8 protein-coding genes are annotated in these 14,461 nt (G+C 70.4%); 3 read left to right on the plus strand and 5 right to left on the minus strand.

What is annotated here, in order from left to right; translation table 11 throughout:
- Positions 1–148: 148 nt before the first annotated feature.
- Positions 149–2,638 (minus strand): glycoside hydrolase family 78 protein, encoded by a 2,490-nt coding sequence (locus HNR61_RS44550; protein ID WP_182849204.1) that lies wholly within the window; start codon positions 2,636–2,638, stop codon positions 149–151.
- Between the two features lie 208 nt (positions 2,639–2,846).
- Positions 2,847–5,279 carry a glycoside hydrolase family 3 N-terminal domain-containing protein gene (locus HNR61_RS44555; RefSeq protein ID WP_182849205.1) on the minus strand — a complete coding sequence of 811 codons (2,433 nt, stop codon included), beginning with the start codon at positions 5,277–5,279 and terminating at the stop codon, positions 2,847–2,849.
- 359 nt (positions 5,280–5,638) lie between these two features.
- On the opposite strand from HNR61_RS44555, the gene HNR61_RS44560 reads away from it, so the two are divergent.
- The 3 genes from HNR61_RS44560 to HNR61_RS44570 all read left to right on the plus strand — a co-directional run bounded on the left by HNR61_RS44560 (position 5,639) and on the right by HNR61_RS44570 (position 9,840).
- Positions 5,639–6,376, plus strand: coding sequence for a TetR/AcrR family transcriptional regulator (locus tag HNR61_RS44560; protein ID WP_182849206.1), 738 nt, complete (start codon positions 5,639–5,641; stop codon positions 6,374–6,376).
- A 463-nt stretch (positions 6,377–6,839) separates the two neighbouring features.
- On the plus strand, positions 6,840–8,012 hold the full coding sequence (locus HNR61_RS44565; protein ID WP_182849207.1) for a glycoside hydrolase family 1 protein: 1,173 nt from the start codon (positions 6,840–6,842) through the stop codon (positions 8,010–8,012).
- A 280-nt stretch (positions 8,013–8,292) separates the two neighbouring features.
- The gene (locus HNR61_RS44570) at positions 8,293–9,840 is read left to right on the plus strand and encodes a glycoside hydrolase family 43 protein (RefSeq protein ID WP_182849208.1); all 1,548 of its coding nucleotides are present in this window, start codon (positions 8,293–8,295) and stop codon (positions 9,838–9,840) included.
- Between the two features lie 35 nt (positions 9,841–9,875).
- Here the strand turns inward: HNR61_RS44570 and HNR61_RS44575 are convergent, their stop codons facing one another.
- From HNR61_RS44575 to HNR61_RS44585, 3 genes are all read right to left on the minus strand, one after another.
- Entirely contained in the window at positions 9,876–10,313 is a 438-nt protein-coding gene (locus tag HNR61_RS44575) for a nitroreductase family deazaflavin-dependent oxidoreductase (RefSeq protein WP_182849209.1), read from the minus strand.
- Positions 10,314–10,366: 53 nt separating this feature from the next.
- Complete coding sequence (locus HNR61_RS50345; protein ID WP_182849210.1) at positions 10,367–11,362, minus strand: LacI family DNA-binding transcriptional regulator; 996 nt, start codon at positions 11,360–11,362, stop codon at positions 10,367–10,369.
- A gap of 115 nt (positions 11,363–11,477) precedes the next feature.
- Positions 11,478–14,429: a glycoside hydrolase family 2 TIM barrel-domain containing protein gene (locus tag HNR61_RS44585; RefSeq protein WP_220510553.1), complete on the minus strand. Its 2,952-nt coding sequence runs from the start codon at positions 14,427–14,429 to the stop codon at positions 11,478–11,480.
- Positions 14,430–14,461: the final 32 nt, after the last annotated feature.

The following is a 14,461-nucleotide window of genomic DNA, read 5'->3' on the forward strand; positions in this document are numbered from 1 at the left end:
GGTGAGCTCATGACGACGCACCATGGCCACCATCACAACCCGGCCCACTGATCAACCTCAGCCAAACACCAAGATCTGCCGGACACGACCTAGCGTGACGGCAGCAGGGGTCGGCACTCAGGAGCATGGAGAGGCCCGGCAGTCCTGTTCAACGGGTTCCCTCTCCGCGGGCGAGGGCGGCGCTGAAGTCGGCTTTCAGCTCGTCCGACGCGCCGGGGAGGTATCCCAGGACGGTGTTGAGGGACACGCCCGCGGCCTCGGGGGCGGTGCCGTCGATCGGGATGCCCGGGAAGTGCCTGGTGAACACCTGGCTGAGGGCGTGCCACACGGCCGGATCCTCGGCGAGCGTTCGGAGCGGGGTGTCCAGGGTGTACTCGGGACGGGAGCCGTGACCGTCCGGCAGGTCGTACCGCCAGGAGTGGGTTCCGCCCGTCACGTCCACGACGAGGGAGCCGGGGTGCAGCGGGAGCACGACCTTCGCCTCGGTGCCGTCAGGGATCGTCGCCTCGACGCTCATACGCCGGTCGGTGATGCGCCAGGCCACTTCGACGCGGCCGTGCACCGTGTCGTGGCGAACGGTCGCGTGGGTGAGACCGCCACCGGGCCGGGGGGCGATGCTCATCCTTCGGTATCCGGGGTCGACGGCGCTGAGTCCGCCGACCACGCGGTGCAACCAGTCGGCGACGGCGCCGAAGGCGTAGTGGTTGAGCGAGGTCATGCCGGAGGGATTGAGCGTTCCGTCGGGGCGGATGGCGTCCCAGCGCTCCCAGATCGTCGTCGCGCCCATGGTGACCGGGTACAGGAACGACGGGCAGCCGGTTTCCAACAGGAGCAGATACGCCTCCTCCAGATGGCCGGTGTCGCTGAGCGCGTGCAGGACGAGCGGGGTCCCGGCGAAGCCGGTCGAGATCCGGTACCCGGCCTTGGCCACCAGCTCCGCCAGCAGGACACCGGCCCGGACCTTCTGGTCGGCGTCGAGGATGTCGAAGGTGATCGCCAGGGCGTAGGCCGTCGCCGTCTCACCGGCGACCCGTCCCGCCGGAGTGATGTACTCGCGGCGGAACGCCTCACGCACCCGCTCCGCCAGAGCGGTGAAATGCGCGGCGTCCTCGTCCTCGCCGAGCACGGCAGAGGTTTCGGCCATCTCCCGGGTGACCTTGCACAGGTACGCGGAGGCCACGAGGTGACGGTCGGTCTTACCGCCTGCGGCGTTGTCCATGGGGGCGTCGGGGTCCAGCCAGTCCCCGAACTGGAATCCGCTGCTCCAGAGCCCGTTCTCGTCCAGCCGCTCCTCGACGTCGCGGACGAACATGGTCATCGACGCATAGCTGCGGCGCAGGATCTCGACATCTCCGTACTCGCGGTACAGCGTCCAGGGCAGGCTCACCGCCGCGTCGCTCCAGAGCGCGGTCGGCGGTGACGGCGTGGACAGCACGTCGGGCACCACCCACGGGACGTAGCCCTTCGCCCGCTGCTCGGCCGCCAGGTCGGCCAGCCAGGAGCCGAGCACGCCCCGGACGTCGTACAGGAAGGCCGCGGTGGGCGCGAACGCGTTGAGGTCGCCGGTCCAGCCCAGCCGCTCGTCCCGCTGGGGGCAGTCGGTCGGCACGCCCACGAAGTTGCCCCGCATCGACCACACCACGTTGTCGTGCAGCTTGTTGACCAGCGGATGCGACGTCTCGAACCAGCCGGTGCGCGGCATGTCGCTGTGCACGACCACGGCGGTGACGTCCTCCCGGTCCAGGCCGCCGGGGTGGCCGTCCACCTGCACGTACCGGAAACCGTGGTAGGTGAACCTCGGCTCCCACACCTCCGTGGCCTCGCCGCGCGGGATGTAGCGATCGGTCGCCGCCGCGGTGCGCAGGGTCTCGGTGCCCAGTTCACCCTCGACGAGGACTTCCGCATGGCGGAGCGTGACGGTGCGGCCGGCTTCTCCGGTGACCGTCAGCCGCACCCAGCCGGAGATGTTCTGGCCGAAGTCCACGATCGTCTTACCGCTCGGGCTGGTCGAGATGTCGACCGGCGGCAGTTCCTCCACGCGCCGGATGGGGGGTGCGGAGCCGAGGACGAGCGTCGCCGGATCCCGGTCCAACGGCTCCGCCGGCGACCAGGAAGCGTCGTCGAATCCGGGCCGGTTCCACCCGTCCGGTTCCAGGCGCGCGTCGTAGGTCTCACCGTCGTACAGGCCGTTGACCAGAACCGCGCCGGTGCTGGTGGTGAAGCTCCGGTCCGTCCCGATGATCTCGGTGCGGTCGTCGTACTCCAGCTCGAGCTGGAGGAACAACGCGGGCCGGCCGGCGTAATGCTCGCGTTTGCCCTCCCAACCGAGACGGCCGACCGCCCATCCCTCGCCGACGACCGCTCCCAGCGCGTTCGCCCCGGGTGCGATCAGTTCCGTGACGTCGTAGCGGCTGACACTGAGCCGGTGGCGGTAGGACGTCCAGCCCGGCGCCAGGACCTCGTCCCCCACCCGGGTTCCGTTGACGTACGGCTCGACGATACCGAGCGCCGTCGCGTAGAGCGTGGCCCGCCGCGGCTGTCCGTCGCTGACGAACTCGCGCCGGAAGTACGGCGCCGCGCCCCCCGGCTCACCGGGTGCCGGAGCCGCGATGAAGCCTGCCTGCCAGGCATGTGACATGGTGACACTCCTTGATGCTGAGCGGACGGACATCACGGCGCTCCCGGGACCCAATCATTTTGATCACCGCGGACGGGGCGTGGACGTCCGCTCGCACGGAACCAGCCGTCGCCCGCGTCCGCCTCGACAGCACCCGGGCGCCTGGCCGACGCGTGGGTAGCGCGCGACGGCCGGGGCAGGCGCGGCCTCACTCGTCAGGTTTCGAGAATCAGGGCACGAGGAAGCGCTCGTGGGGCGGGACCTCGGTGAGCGCGCCCATGATGCGCGCGGACGTGCGGCACCGGATGTCGGACGAACTCGCTCCGATCATGAGCTGCACCTCCCCGGGTTCCAGCACGAGCCGTCCGGTGCGGTCGACGAGGGCCAGGGCGTTGATGGGGGCGGTCATGCGTACCCGGCGCGAGGCGCCGGCCGCGACGGCGACGCGGGCGAAGGCGAGGAGTTGCCGCGCGGGCCGGGTCGTGGAGGCCAGGACGTCTCGCGCGTAGAGCTGGACGACCTCCTCGCCGTCGCGGTCGCCGGTGTTGGTGATGGTGACGGTCAGTTCGACGACGTCTCCGGCTTGGAGTTCCGCTGTGGCCAGTTCGATGTCGCCGTACTCGAAATCGGTGTAGGTCAGGCCGTGGCCGAAGCAGAACAGCGGGCGGGCGGATCCATCGATGTAGCCCGCGGCGTCCGCGCCGCCGAGGCGGTCGTATCCGCTGCCGGCGCGCGCGCCATGGAAGACGGGGATCTGGCCCATCGACGCGGGGAAGGACACGGGGAGGCGGCCGCTCGGTGACGTCCTGCCGGTGATGATGTCGGCGATCACCTCCCCGGCGGCGGGGCCGAGCAACGGCGCCCACAGCACGGCGGCGGAATGCTCGGCGATCCGGCCGAGCAGGAGCGGGCGGCCGGAGACGACGACGGTGACGACGGGAGTCCCGGTGGCCGCGGCCGCCTGGATGAGGCGTTCCTGGTCGCCGGGCAGGCACAGGTCCTGGCGGTCGTATCCCTCTCCGGCGGTGATGCCGCCGACCCAGCCTGCGCGTTCTCCGACCACGACGACGGCGACGTCGGCCTGGACGGCGGCCTCAGCGGCCCGGTCGGCGTCCTCGGTGGAGGTGCCTTCCGGGCCGCCCGCCGCAGTGACGACCACGTCGGCGTCCGGCAGGGCTTCCTGGAGGGCCTGGGCGACGGAGCGGGATGCGGGCTCGGCCTCGCGGGCCATCTCCTCGAACCGGGTGGGGAATCCCGGGGTGGGGATGAGCCGCATGCCCATGGCGTCGTCCAGTCCGGCGCTCGCCGGATCATCGCCTTCACCGCCGACGGCGGTCGGGGGATCCGCAGCGATGTCGCCGGCCGCCGTCAGGTCGGCGATCAGCGTCTGGAGTTCGGCGACGGAGGTGTTGAGTTCGGCGGCGGCGACGCCGGAGTACCCGCCGTAGTGGATGCGCACCTCGGTGGCGGGCCCGCCGATCACCGCGATGCGCCGTGTCGTCGGCGCCAGCGGGAGTGCGCCGTTGTTGGTGAGCAGAACCGCGGCCTGTCCGGCCATGGCGCGCGAGGTCGCACGGTCGGCGTCGCGGTCCGGAACCGGGGCGCTCCACCCGGGATGGACGGTGACGCCGAACAGATCGTCCAGGAGCCCGAGGCGTTCCTTGAGTTCCAGGCAGCGTCGGGCGGCGCGGTCGAGAAGGGCGACGTCCAGCTTGCCGCTGCGAACCAGTTCTGGCAGGTGCGCGTAGCCGCGGGCGTCGGGGAACTCGATGTCGAGCCCGGCCTCGATGGCGAGACACGCGCCCTCGGGGAAGCCGTCCACGAGTCGGGTGCGCGAGAGCAGATGGTCGATCGAGCCGTAGTCGCTGACCACCGCGCCGTCGAAGCCGAGTTCGTCGCGCAGCAGCGCGGTGAGGATGTCGGGGTCGGCGACGACGGGAACACCGTCGATCTCGGAGTAGGAGTTCATGACCGTCGCGATCCCGGCTTCGCGGATGACCGCCTCGAAGGGACGGGAGTATTCCTCACGCAGCGTCCGTCGCCCGAGGTGCACCGCGGCCAGGTTCATGCCGGCCTGCGAGACCGAATAGCCCAGGAAGTGCTTCGCGCAGGCCGCCACACCACCGCGCAGGTCCTCGCCCTGCAAGCCGCGGACGAACGCGACCCCCATCGCGGCGGACAGATCGGGGTCTTCGCCGAAGGTCTCATGGACCCGGCCCCATCGCGGGTCGCGGGCCAGATCCAGCACCGGGGACAACGCGTGGCGCACGCCCGCCGAGAGCAGGTGATCCCGGGTGAGCTCGGCCATCTTCCGGATCAGCGCCGGATTCCAGGTCGCGGCCTGCGCGACAGCGGTGGGGTAGGCCGGAGCTCCGGGGATGACGGCGCCGTTGAGGGCTTCGAGGTGGACGAGCGCGGGGATCGGGATGCGGCTGGTTTCGGCGAGCACCTTCTGCAGCGTCGAGATGAAATCCGCCATCGCGTCGAGATCGGGGCACAGCGTCCAGCCCAGGCCCAGGTGACCCATCCCGTCCGGAGCCAGATCGATGAGGCACCCGGCGAGCGCGGTGCGGAGGTCCTGGCCCTTTTCGGAAGCAGCCTCCAGCCTGGGGCCGAGTTCGGACGCGCTCGGTCCGCTCAGCTGCGCGGCCTTCTCCTCCACGGTGAGCTCGTTCAGCAGGTCATCGACAGACTTCATGACAGGTCCTTGAGGTGAGGAGAAGGGCGGGAAGCCATCCGGGGACCGTGCTGCAGCGCAGACCACGCGGGCCGTCCGCCTGATTTAACGTAACTATTACGCTAAACATCGTCCGGATTCAAGATCCGTCGTCCGCGACCGGCGGGCGGCGGCGTCACCGCGGCTGCCGCGCTCAGCGGCCGGCCGTGCGGGCGCCCTGCGCGTTCGGGGCTCCGTGGCCTGCGGTGACGCCCCGCCGCTCCGGACATCGGGCGGTGGGCGATCCCTGTTCGACTATCCTTGAGAGGCTCGCGGCAGGTAATCGAGCGGTGAGAGGGACGTCAGTGACTCGGTCATCACCAGGCGCGCCCCCGCGCGGCCGCGGCCGCCCGGCCCGGTTGTCCCGCGACGAGATCATCGACGCCGCCGTGGCGCTGGTCTACGAGGACCCGCGGAGGCCACTGACGATCAAGCGGGTGGCGGCCGCCGTCGAGTCGGCCCCCATGGCGCTGTACAGGTATTTCCCGGACCGCGACGACCTCCTCCAGGCAGTCGCGGATCGGGTGGTGGCGGGCATGCGGTTCGACCGGCCGGCCGGCGCGACCTGGCAGGAACAGCTGCGCGACTGGATGCTGACGAGCATGCGGCACCTGCGGCCGTATCCGCAGTTGCTGCCCTATATCGCCGCCCCCAGCAAGGCGAACTGGCTGCCGTCGCTCATCGTGCTGACAGAGATGTTGCGGCCGCTGGCGCTCAGCGACGACGACCTGGCACTGGCGATCACGTTCATCAGCACGACGACCGTCGGCCATGCCACCCTGGCCTCCCGGGAGGCCCCGCCGGGCGAGCCCTATGCGGTCTTGCGCGAGGCGCTCCGCGAGGAAAGCGAGGAGGACCGCGCTCGCGTGGTTCCGGTCCTCGACTCGATGCCCAGAGCTTACGAGCGCCTCTACGACATGGTCATCGACAGCGCGATCGCCGCGGTCGAATCGTTGGGTGCCGGCTCGACGCGCGGTGCCCGCAGCGAGGCGGCGCAGAGCCGCCCGGCGCCGTTGGCACCGATCTTCAGGCCCCCGACGTAGCGCCCAAGGTCGGGGCCCTCCGGAACCGCGATCCCGTCCTTCATCGCGTACCTGCTACACAAAATGTCTCCCCCGTCCTTCGCCTCGTCGAAATCCGATGGTCCGGGCGGCAGAGGATCCAACAGACCGGGCGGAGTCTGCCCGGGTGGCGAACGGGGGCTCCGCGCCGACGCGATCCGTGGACACTCGCCCTGATCCAGGTCTGACAAGGACTTGCGCGGGCAAGTGGGACGCTCGTACCATTCGGCATATCAGAACTTGCGCGCGTAAGTGACGTCCTCGGTCACGCCCCTCACTCGCAAAAGCGCCGCGAGGGCCCCGCCTCACGCCGGTCGCACGGCTGAAGGCGGGACAGCGGATCGACGGATGAGAGAGCCGCCGCGGCCTCCAACATGACCTTGAGCCTGTTGTTCGTGCATCCGCCCACGCCGATCCCGAGGAACGCCCGAAGGAGAGCAGCACCATGCCCAGGACCTTCCCTCAGAGCTTTCTCTGGGGTGCGGCGACCGCCGCGCACCAGATCGAAGGAAACAACCTCAACAACGACTGGTGGCAGCTCGAGCACACCGCCGCCGAGTATGGCGTCCAGTTCAGCGGCGACGCCGTCGACAGCTACCACCGGTACGAGGAGGACATGACCCTCCTGGCGAATGCCGGCCTCAACGCCTACCGCTTCAGCATCGAATGGTCACGGATCGAGCCGAGCCCCGGAAAGTTCTCCCGAGCGGAACTGGCGCACTATCGCCGCATGATCGACACTGCGAACCGGATGGGCCTCACCCCTGTCGTCACCTTGCATCACTTCACTCACCCCATTTGGTTCGGCGAGAACGGGGCATGGCTCGCCAAGGACGCCGTCGAGGTCTTCACCCGTTATGTCGAGCAGGCGTGCGCGATCCTCGACGGGGTCGAGTGGGTGTGCACCATCAATGAACCGAACATCGTCGCGGTGAACCATGGGCAGCAGCGACGGATCGCCGAAGGCAAGGACTACCAGTTCGTCGGCGCCCAGCCTGACGCCGAGATCGGCGAGGCCCTCATCGCCGCTCACCGCGTCGTCGCGCCGCTGGTTCGCGAGGCGACCGGCGCGAAAGTCGGATGGACCGTGGCCAACCAGGCGCTCCTCCCCGCGCCGGGCGCCGAGGCCAGGCACGCCGAGGTGCAGCACCTGTGGGAGGACATGTACCTTGAGCCGGCACGCGACGACGACTTCGTCGGCGTGCAGTCCTACACCAGCCAGATGGTCACTGAGGACGGTGTCGTCCCGCACCCCGAGCACCCCGACAACACCCTGATGGGTTGGGCTTACCGGCCCGACGCGCTCGGCATCGCCCTGCGCCACACCCATGCCGTCGTCGGCGAGGTCCCGATCCTCGTCACCGAGAACGGCATCGCCACCGCCGACGACGACCGACGCGTCGCGTACACGACCGCAGCGCTGAACGGCCTGCTCGACGCTGTCGAGGACGGCATTGATGTGCGGGCCTACCTGCACTGGAGCCTGCTGGACAATTTCGAGTGGGGGCGCTGGGAGCCGACCTTCGGGCTCATCGCGGTCGACCGGACCACATTCGAACGCCACCCAAAACCCAGCCTCGCATGGCTCGGGCAGGTCGCGAAGGCGAACGCCCTCTGATCAGGGCGGCGAGGTGCGAACCATCGGTCACGCGCGTGCCCGGGGCCGCGACGGTGTCGACCGGTCCTTCGAAGTCGCTGTCCGCGTCGCCGACGGCGTACGCGCACGGATCGTCCCCGATGTGGTCATGAGATCTGCTCGGGATGAGTCTCCAGATCCGCGGGGAGGCCGCGAACCTCCGTGCCTCCTGGCCGTACCACACCAAGAAGCGCTACAAGGCCGCCGAGTTCGAGCCGCGCCCGTGACGCGCCGCCCAATGGCGGCTTAGGAGAGGAACAGGTTGACGACAACGCCCATCATCGCCGGGTTCTATCCCGACCCGTCCATCTGCCGAGCGGGAGACACCTACTATCTGGCGAACTCCAGCTTCGAATACCTACCCGGAGTTCCCATCCACCAGAGCACGGACCTGACCACGTGGACGCCGGTCACGAACGCGCTGCAACGGCCCGACCAGCTCAACCTCGACCTGGCGCCGCCGAGCACCGGTGTGTACGCCCCCACGCTTCGGTACCACGACGGGAAGTTCTGGCTCGTCACGACGAACGTGGTCGAGTTCCATCGGGGCCAGTTGATCGTATCCGCCGACGATCCGGCAGGACCGTGGTCGCCCGCCGTCCACGTTGAGGGCGCCGTCGGCATCGACCCGGACCTCGCCTGGGACGAGACCGGGACATGCCATCTGACGTGGGCGTCCGCGCTCCCGGACCGGCACGGCATCGCCAGTGCACCCCTCGATCTGGAGACGGGCACGCTCCTGTCTCCCCCGCGACTGCTCTGGCCGGGCACCGGGCTGGCCTATCCGGAAGGCCCGCACCTCTACCGGCGGGACGGGTGGTGGTACCTCATGCTCGCCGAGGGCGGCACGGAGCGCGGCCATGTGGTCACCATCGCACGGTCGCCTTCGCTGGACGAGCCGTTCGAGGCCGCACCGGCGAACCCCGTCCTCACTCATCGCAGCACCGGCCACCCCGTCCAGAACACCGGCCATGCCGACCTCGTCGAACTGGCCGATGGCTCATGGGCGATGGTGTATCTCGGCGTCCGCCCGCGTGGTCAGACCCCGATGTTCCACACCAACGGACGGGAGACCTTCATCGCGGGCGTGGAATGGATCGACGGCTGGCCCGTCGTTGACGAGGAGCGCTTCGAGGCGGCTCCGCAGGACCACTCCTTCGTCGATCGATTCGAGACCGCCGACCTCGACGACCGCTGGATCTCCCCCAATCGTCACCCTGGAACGTTCGCCCGGCACGAGGCGGCCGGCCGGCTGGTCCTCACCGCACCCTCGGACCACGCCCCGCGGCCGATGCTGGTCGCGCGCGCACGCGACCTCGAGTGGACCGCCGAGGCTCGCCTCGACACCTCCGCCGGCACCGGCCGGTTCCTCGTGCGCGTCGATCGGGATCACTGGTACGGGTTGACCGCGAGCGCCGAGCACGTCGAGGCGAGCGTGGTGATCGGACCGGCCACCACGACTCTCGCCCGGGTCACTGTGCCTTCTGGCCAGGGGGTGACGCTGCGCATCTCGGCTCGCGAACCCGAGGTGACTCCGCCCATCCCGCGACACGAGCCCGACATCATCGAACTGTCGGTCGTGGCTCCCGACGGGACGTCGCAGGTGCTCGGAACGGTCGACGGACGCTATCTGTCGACGGAGGTGGCCGGTGGGTTCACCGGTCGCACGTTCGGCGTCGAGCCCGTCGCGGGAAGCATTTCGGTGCAGGAAATCTCGTACCGCCCCCATCCACCGGCCGCCGGCCGGTCCGGTGCGCTCACGCCTGACGCGGGCCAGGGCACGGAAAACACCGGAGGTTTCCAGCCCTGACCGGAGTCAGCCCTCACTCAAGGGCGATGCGGCGGTCAGGAAGACGGTTCGAGAACGACCACCGGGATGTCGCGATCGGTCTTCCGGCGGTACTCGTTGTAGTCGGGCCAGACCTCTACGGCCATGGCCCACCATTTCTCGCGTTCCTCGCCCTCGACGCGGCGCGCGACGTAGTCGCGGACGACTGCGCCGTCCTGCAAGGAGACGTGCGGGTCGGCCATGATGTTGGGGTACCAGGAGGGGTGGGTGGGGGCTCCGCCCTGGGAGGCGACGACGGCGTAGCGGGTGCCGTCGGTGACCCGCATCAGCGGAGTTTTCCTGATCTTCCCAGACTTCGCGCCCCTGGTCGTGAGGATGATGACGGGCTTGCCCCGCAGGGTGCCGCCTTCCACGCCGTCGCTGCGCTCATACAGCTCCACCTGCTCGGCGACCGGGGCGTAGGGGCTCGGTTCGTACTCTTCTGGCAGTGGCATTCCAGCTCCTGGTGTTCTGGCGATGACCTGGTGGGAATCGCAGCCGCGCCGCCTCATCGCCCGGTGGATTCCCGGGGGACGACGCGGGCGTGGAGGTCGGGGGCGGCCTCCGGCAGCGGCTCGTCCCGCGCGGTGCGGAGGGCGAGGTCGGCCAGGTGGCGCCCCAGCCCGACGCTGTCGATGCTCACGCTGGACAGGGACGGGTAGAGCATGCCCGCCAGCGGGGTGTCGTCATGCCCGATGACGGCCAGGTCCGCGGGTACGGACAGGCCGGCGCGCAGCGCGGCGGCGACGATCATCGCGGCGATGTCGTCGTTGAAGGCGGCGACGCCGGTGACGCCCTCGTGGTGCCATGCCCGTACGGCTTCGGCGATGCTGTCGTCGCCGTGCTCCACTGACCGGATGTCCAGGACGTCGAGGCCGAGCCGGTCCGCGGCCTGCCGCGCCGCCGCCGCGCGCCCCTGCGACATCAGTGCGACGCGCCGGTCGCTGCTCGCCGCGAAACCGACTCTGCGGTGGCCTCGCTCGTGCAGGTGCTCGATCTGCAGGCGGGTGCCCGCGGTGAGCGTGGGGGAGGCCAGGAAGGAGCGCTGCCGCCGGGGCGCGGGCAGGATCCTGGTGATGCCGCTGGCGCGCATGGAGGCGCGCTCGGCGTCGGTGATGGGCGTCCAGGCGATGACGACGTCGGGGTTGAGCGACTCCCAGAGCGGCCGGGCGTGCCCGCCCTCGTGCCTGGTGTAGGTCACCAGGGAGTAGCCGGCGTCGTCGAGCACCTGGGAGGCCGCCTCCAGGTTCCGGCGCAGGCCGTACTCCAGAGGCCAGTCCGGCAGCACCAACAGGATGATCATGCTGCGGCCGCTGGCCAGGGCCTGGGCCGCCCGGTGCGGCCGGTAGCCCAGGCGCTCGGCCTCGGCCAGGACCCGCTCGCGGGTGGCGGCGGGGATGGTCTGGCCCGGGGTGTTGTTGAGCACGTATCCCACGGTGGCGCGGGACAGTCCCAGCGCTCGGGCGACGTCCGCCGCGGTGACACGCTTTGTTCGCTCAGCCACTGAATCTCCACCCCGGGACCGCTCGCATGGCTTGCGCGCGCAAGCAATCTCACTATCTCACAGCGTGGCCGACGGCGGCGGTGACGCCGCCGTGCTGGAGGTCCCCTTCCGCGTGTCAGCGGCCTGCTCCGGTGAGCGTCAGCCGCCATCGCCAGGCGTGTTCACTGCGGGAAGGCCGATGGGCGGGCCGGGTGTCGGGGCCGAGGAAGCCGGTGCCGACACCCCGGTGGGCGATGTCGAGGTGGACGATGGTCCTGCGGTTCGGCCGCAGCTCCCACCAGTGCGCGGCCGCCTCCAGCTCGCTCACCGTGTACCGGCTCACGTTCATGTGCAGCGGTGTGGCGTGACGGGTGCGGACGGTCCCGGCCGGGCCGGACAGCAGGAGTTCGGTGACCTCGCCGCGGGTGCCGTTCTCCTGCGGTCTCAGGTACGGCACGGCGAGTTCGTCGATGGGGCTCTCCCACGCGCCGAGCAGGGCCGAGGCACGCCGGTCGGGGTAGTTCTCCCACGGCCCCAGTCCGACCCAGCGGGCCTGGTCGAAGCCGTCGGTGAGCTCGAACTCCATGCCCACGCGCAGACCGTCGCCGATGCCGTCGGGCAGGGTCACCTTCTCGTCGAGCAGGTAGTCCCCGTCGGCCAGCGGCGTGACGGTCCGGGTGTGCACGATCTCGTCACCGAAGGCCGCGGCGTAACGGGTGATGACGACGGCTCCGTCGGTCTTGACGTCCAGCGGGGTGAGCTGGAAGAAACCCGAGCGGACGAAGCGGTTGTCCAGCGCGAACGCCGCGTCGTTGTCGGTGAGGGCTCGCCACAGGCAAAGCGCCGGGGGGCGGCGCAGCAGTGGGTGGCGCAGCTCCCCGTCCATGCCGCCGATGCCGCGGGGCAGTCGCGGCAGCGGACGGGGGAAGCGGACCTGGTGGACGGCGACCTCCGTGCCGGCCGGGGCCCACAGCGCGTCATGGCGGGTGCGCACGGTCACGGTGAGCGCCAGGGCCGTGCCGAGCCTCGCCCGGATCGCCTCGGGGAGGCTGATCGTGGCCTCCTGACCCGGGGCGGCCGGCGGCGCCGGGAGCGTGACCGCGCCTGCGGGCCCGGCCTCGGTTTCCACCCGTAGCTCCAGGTCGTAGCCGCCAAGATCGGCGAAGGTCTGCCGGTTGAGCAGCCGCAGCGTGCCGGTCTCGGCGTCCTCGGCTCCGGAGGTGATGCGAATCGGGCAGAACAGGCCGCGCGCCTCGTACAGCGCCGGCTTCGGGGTGAGGTCGGGGAAGACCAGGCCGTTGAGGAAGTCGACGCCGTCGTTGGGCTCGTCGCCGAAGTCGCCGCCGTAGCGGTGGCGGCCGTCGCCGTCGAGGTCGAGGGCGTGGTCCTTGAACTCCCAGATGAAGCCGCCCTGCAGGCCCGGCAGGTTCTCGAACAGCTCCCAGTAGTCGGCCAGGCCGCCGGTGCCGTTGCCCTGGGAGTGGGCGTACTCGCACACGATGACCGGACGGTCGGCGCGCGGGTCGGCGGAGAACGCCTGAAGCGCCTCGAAGGAGGGGTACATCGGGCACACCAGGTCGGTGGCGGCGTGCCCGGCGTGCCAGTCGTGCGCGATGGCGCCCTCGTAGTGCAGCGGCCGGGTCCCGTCGAAGCGGCGCACCCAGGCCGCGGCCGCGTCGTGGTTGGCCCCGTAGCCGGTCTCGTTGCCGAGCGACCAGACGATCACCGACGGGTGGTTGCGGTCGCGCAGCACCATCCGGGAGATCCGTTCCAGGAACTCCGGCAGGTAGCGCGGATCGTGGGCGAGGGTCGAGGTGAACGCGTGCCCTTCGATGTCGGCCTCGTCGACGACGTAGAAGCCGATCTCGTCGCACAGGTCGAGGAAGGCCGGGTCGTTGGGGTAGTGCGAGGTGCGGATCGCGTTGATGTTGAACCGCTTGAGCAGCGAGAGCTCGGCCAGCATGAGCTCCCGGGAGATGACCCGTCCGGTACGCGGGTCGACGTCGTGCCGGTTGACGCCCTGGATGAGGACGCGCCGACCGTTGACCAGCAGGTCGCGTCCCTCGATCCGGACCCGGCGGAACCCGACCCGCAACCGGGTCTCGTCGACGGCCTCGCCCTCCGGAGACAGCAGCCGCACGCGCAGATCCTCCAGGTGCGGGGTCTCCGCCGTCCACGGGGCGACGTCGAGGCCGTCCAGGACGAACGCCGCGGTGCCCGCCGGCGCCTGCGGCCCCGTCACCTGTTTCATGAGGTCGGCGGCGGGGACGAGTTCCTCGGGGAGGGGCGCCTGCGCCGCGTTCATGCTGAGCAGATCCATCACGCCGTCGGGAAGACCGAGTGGTTCTGGCCGCGTCGACCGGTCACGATTCGGCCGCGGGAGGGAGGGCGCGGGAACGCGGGGGGTGACCGGTCGCGTCTCGGTGCGGCCGAGAACGTCGATCCGCACCGACCAGTCGACCTCGTCGAGATGGTCCAGTCCCACGGTGGAGACGGTCACCTCCAGCCGTCCGCGGCCGGAGGCCGGCTCGTAGTCGGCGACCGTGGCCACATCGGCGAGCCGTACATCCGGCACGGTGTACAGGAAGACCGGGCGGGACAGCCCCGACTGCCACCACTGATCCTGGTCCTCCAGATAGCTGGCGGCCGACCATTTGGTGACCGCGAGCTCAAGCGTGTTGGATCCGGCGACGAGTTCGCCGGTGACGTCGAACTCCGCGGCCAGGTGCGAGTCGGTGCTGACCCCGACCCGTGCGCCGTTGAGCGAGACCGTCAACAGCCCCTCGGCGGCGCCCACATGCAGGATGGCCCTGCGCCCCGGCCGCGGGGACCAGTCGAACGTGCGCCGGTAGACGCCGACGGGGTTGCGGGCGGGGACCGCCGGCGGCACCTCCCGGAACGGCATCACGACGTTGGTGTAGTGCGGCCGGTCCTCGCGCTCGTGCATCGTCCACAGGCTCGGGACGGCGACGGTCTTCCAGGCGGTGCCGTCCGCTTCGTGCGGTGAGCGCCGGAGCTGGAAGTCCCACTCGCCGTCGAGATCGATGTCCGGGGTGCGGCGCAGCGCGTGCATGGGCAGGCGGTTCACGGATTCCTCTTCACTGACGGGACGGCGGACGG

This window comes from Actinomadura kijaniata, from assembly GCF_014138665.1.
Lineage (GTDB): Bacteria > Actinomycetota > Actinomycetes > Streptosporangiales > Streptosporangiaceae > Spirillospora > Spirillospora kijaniata.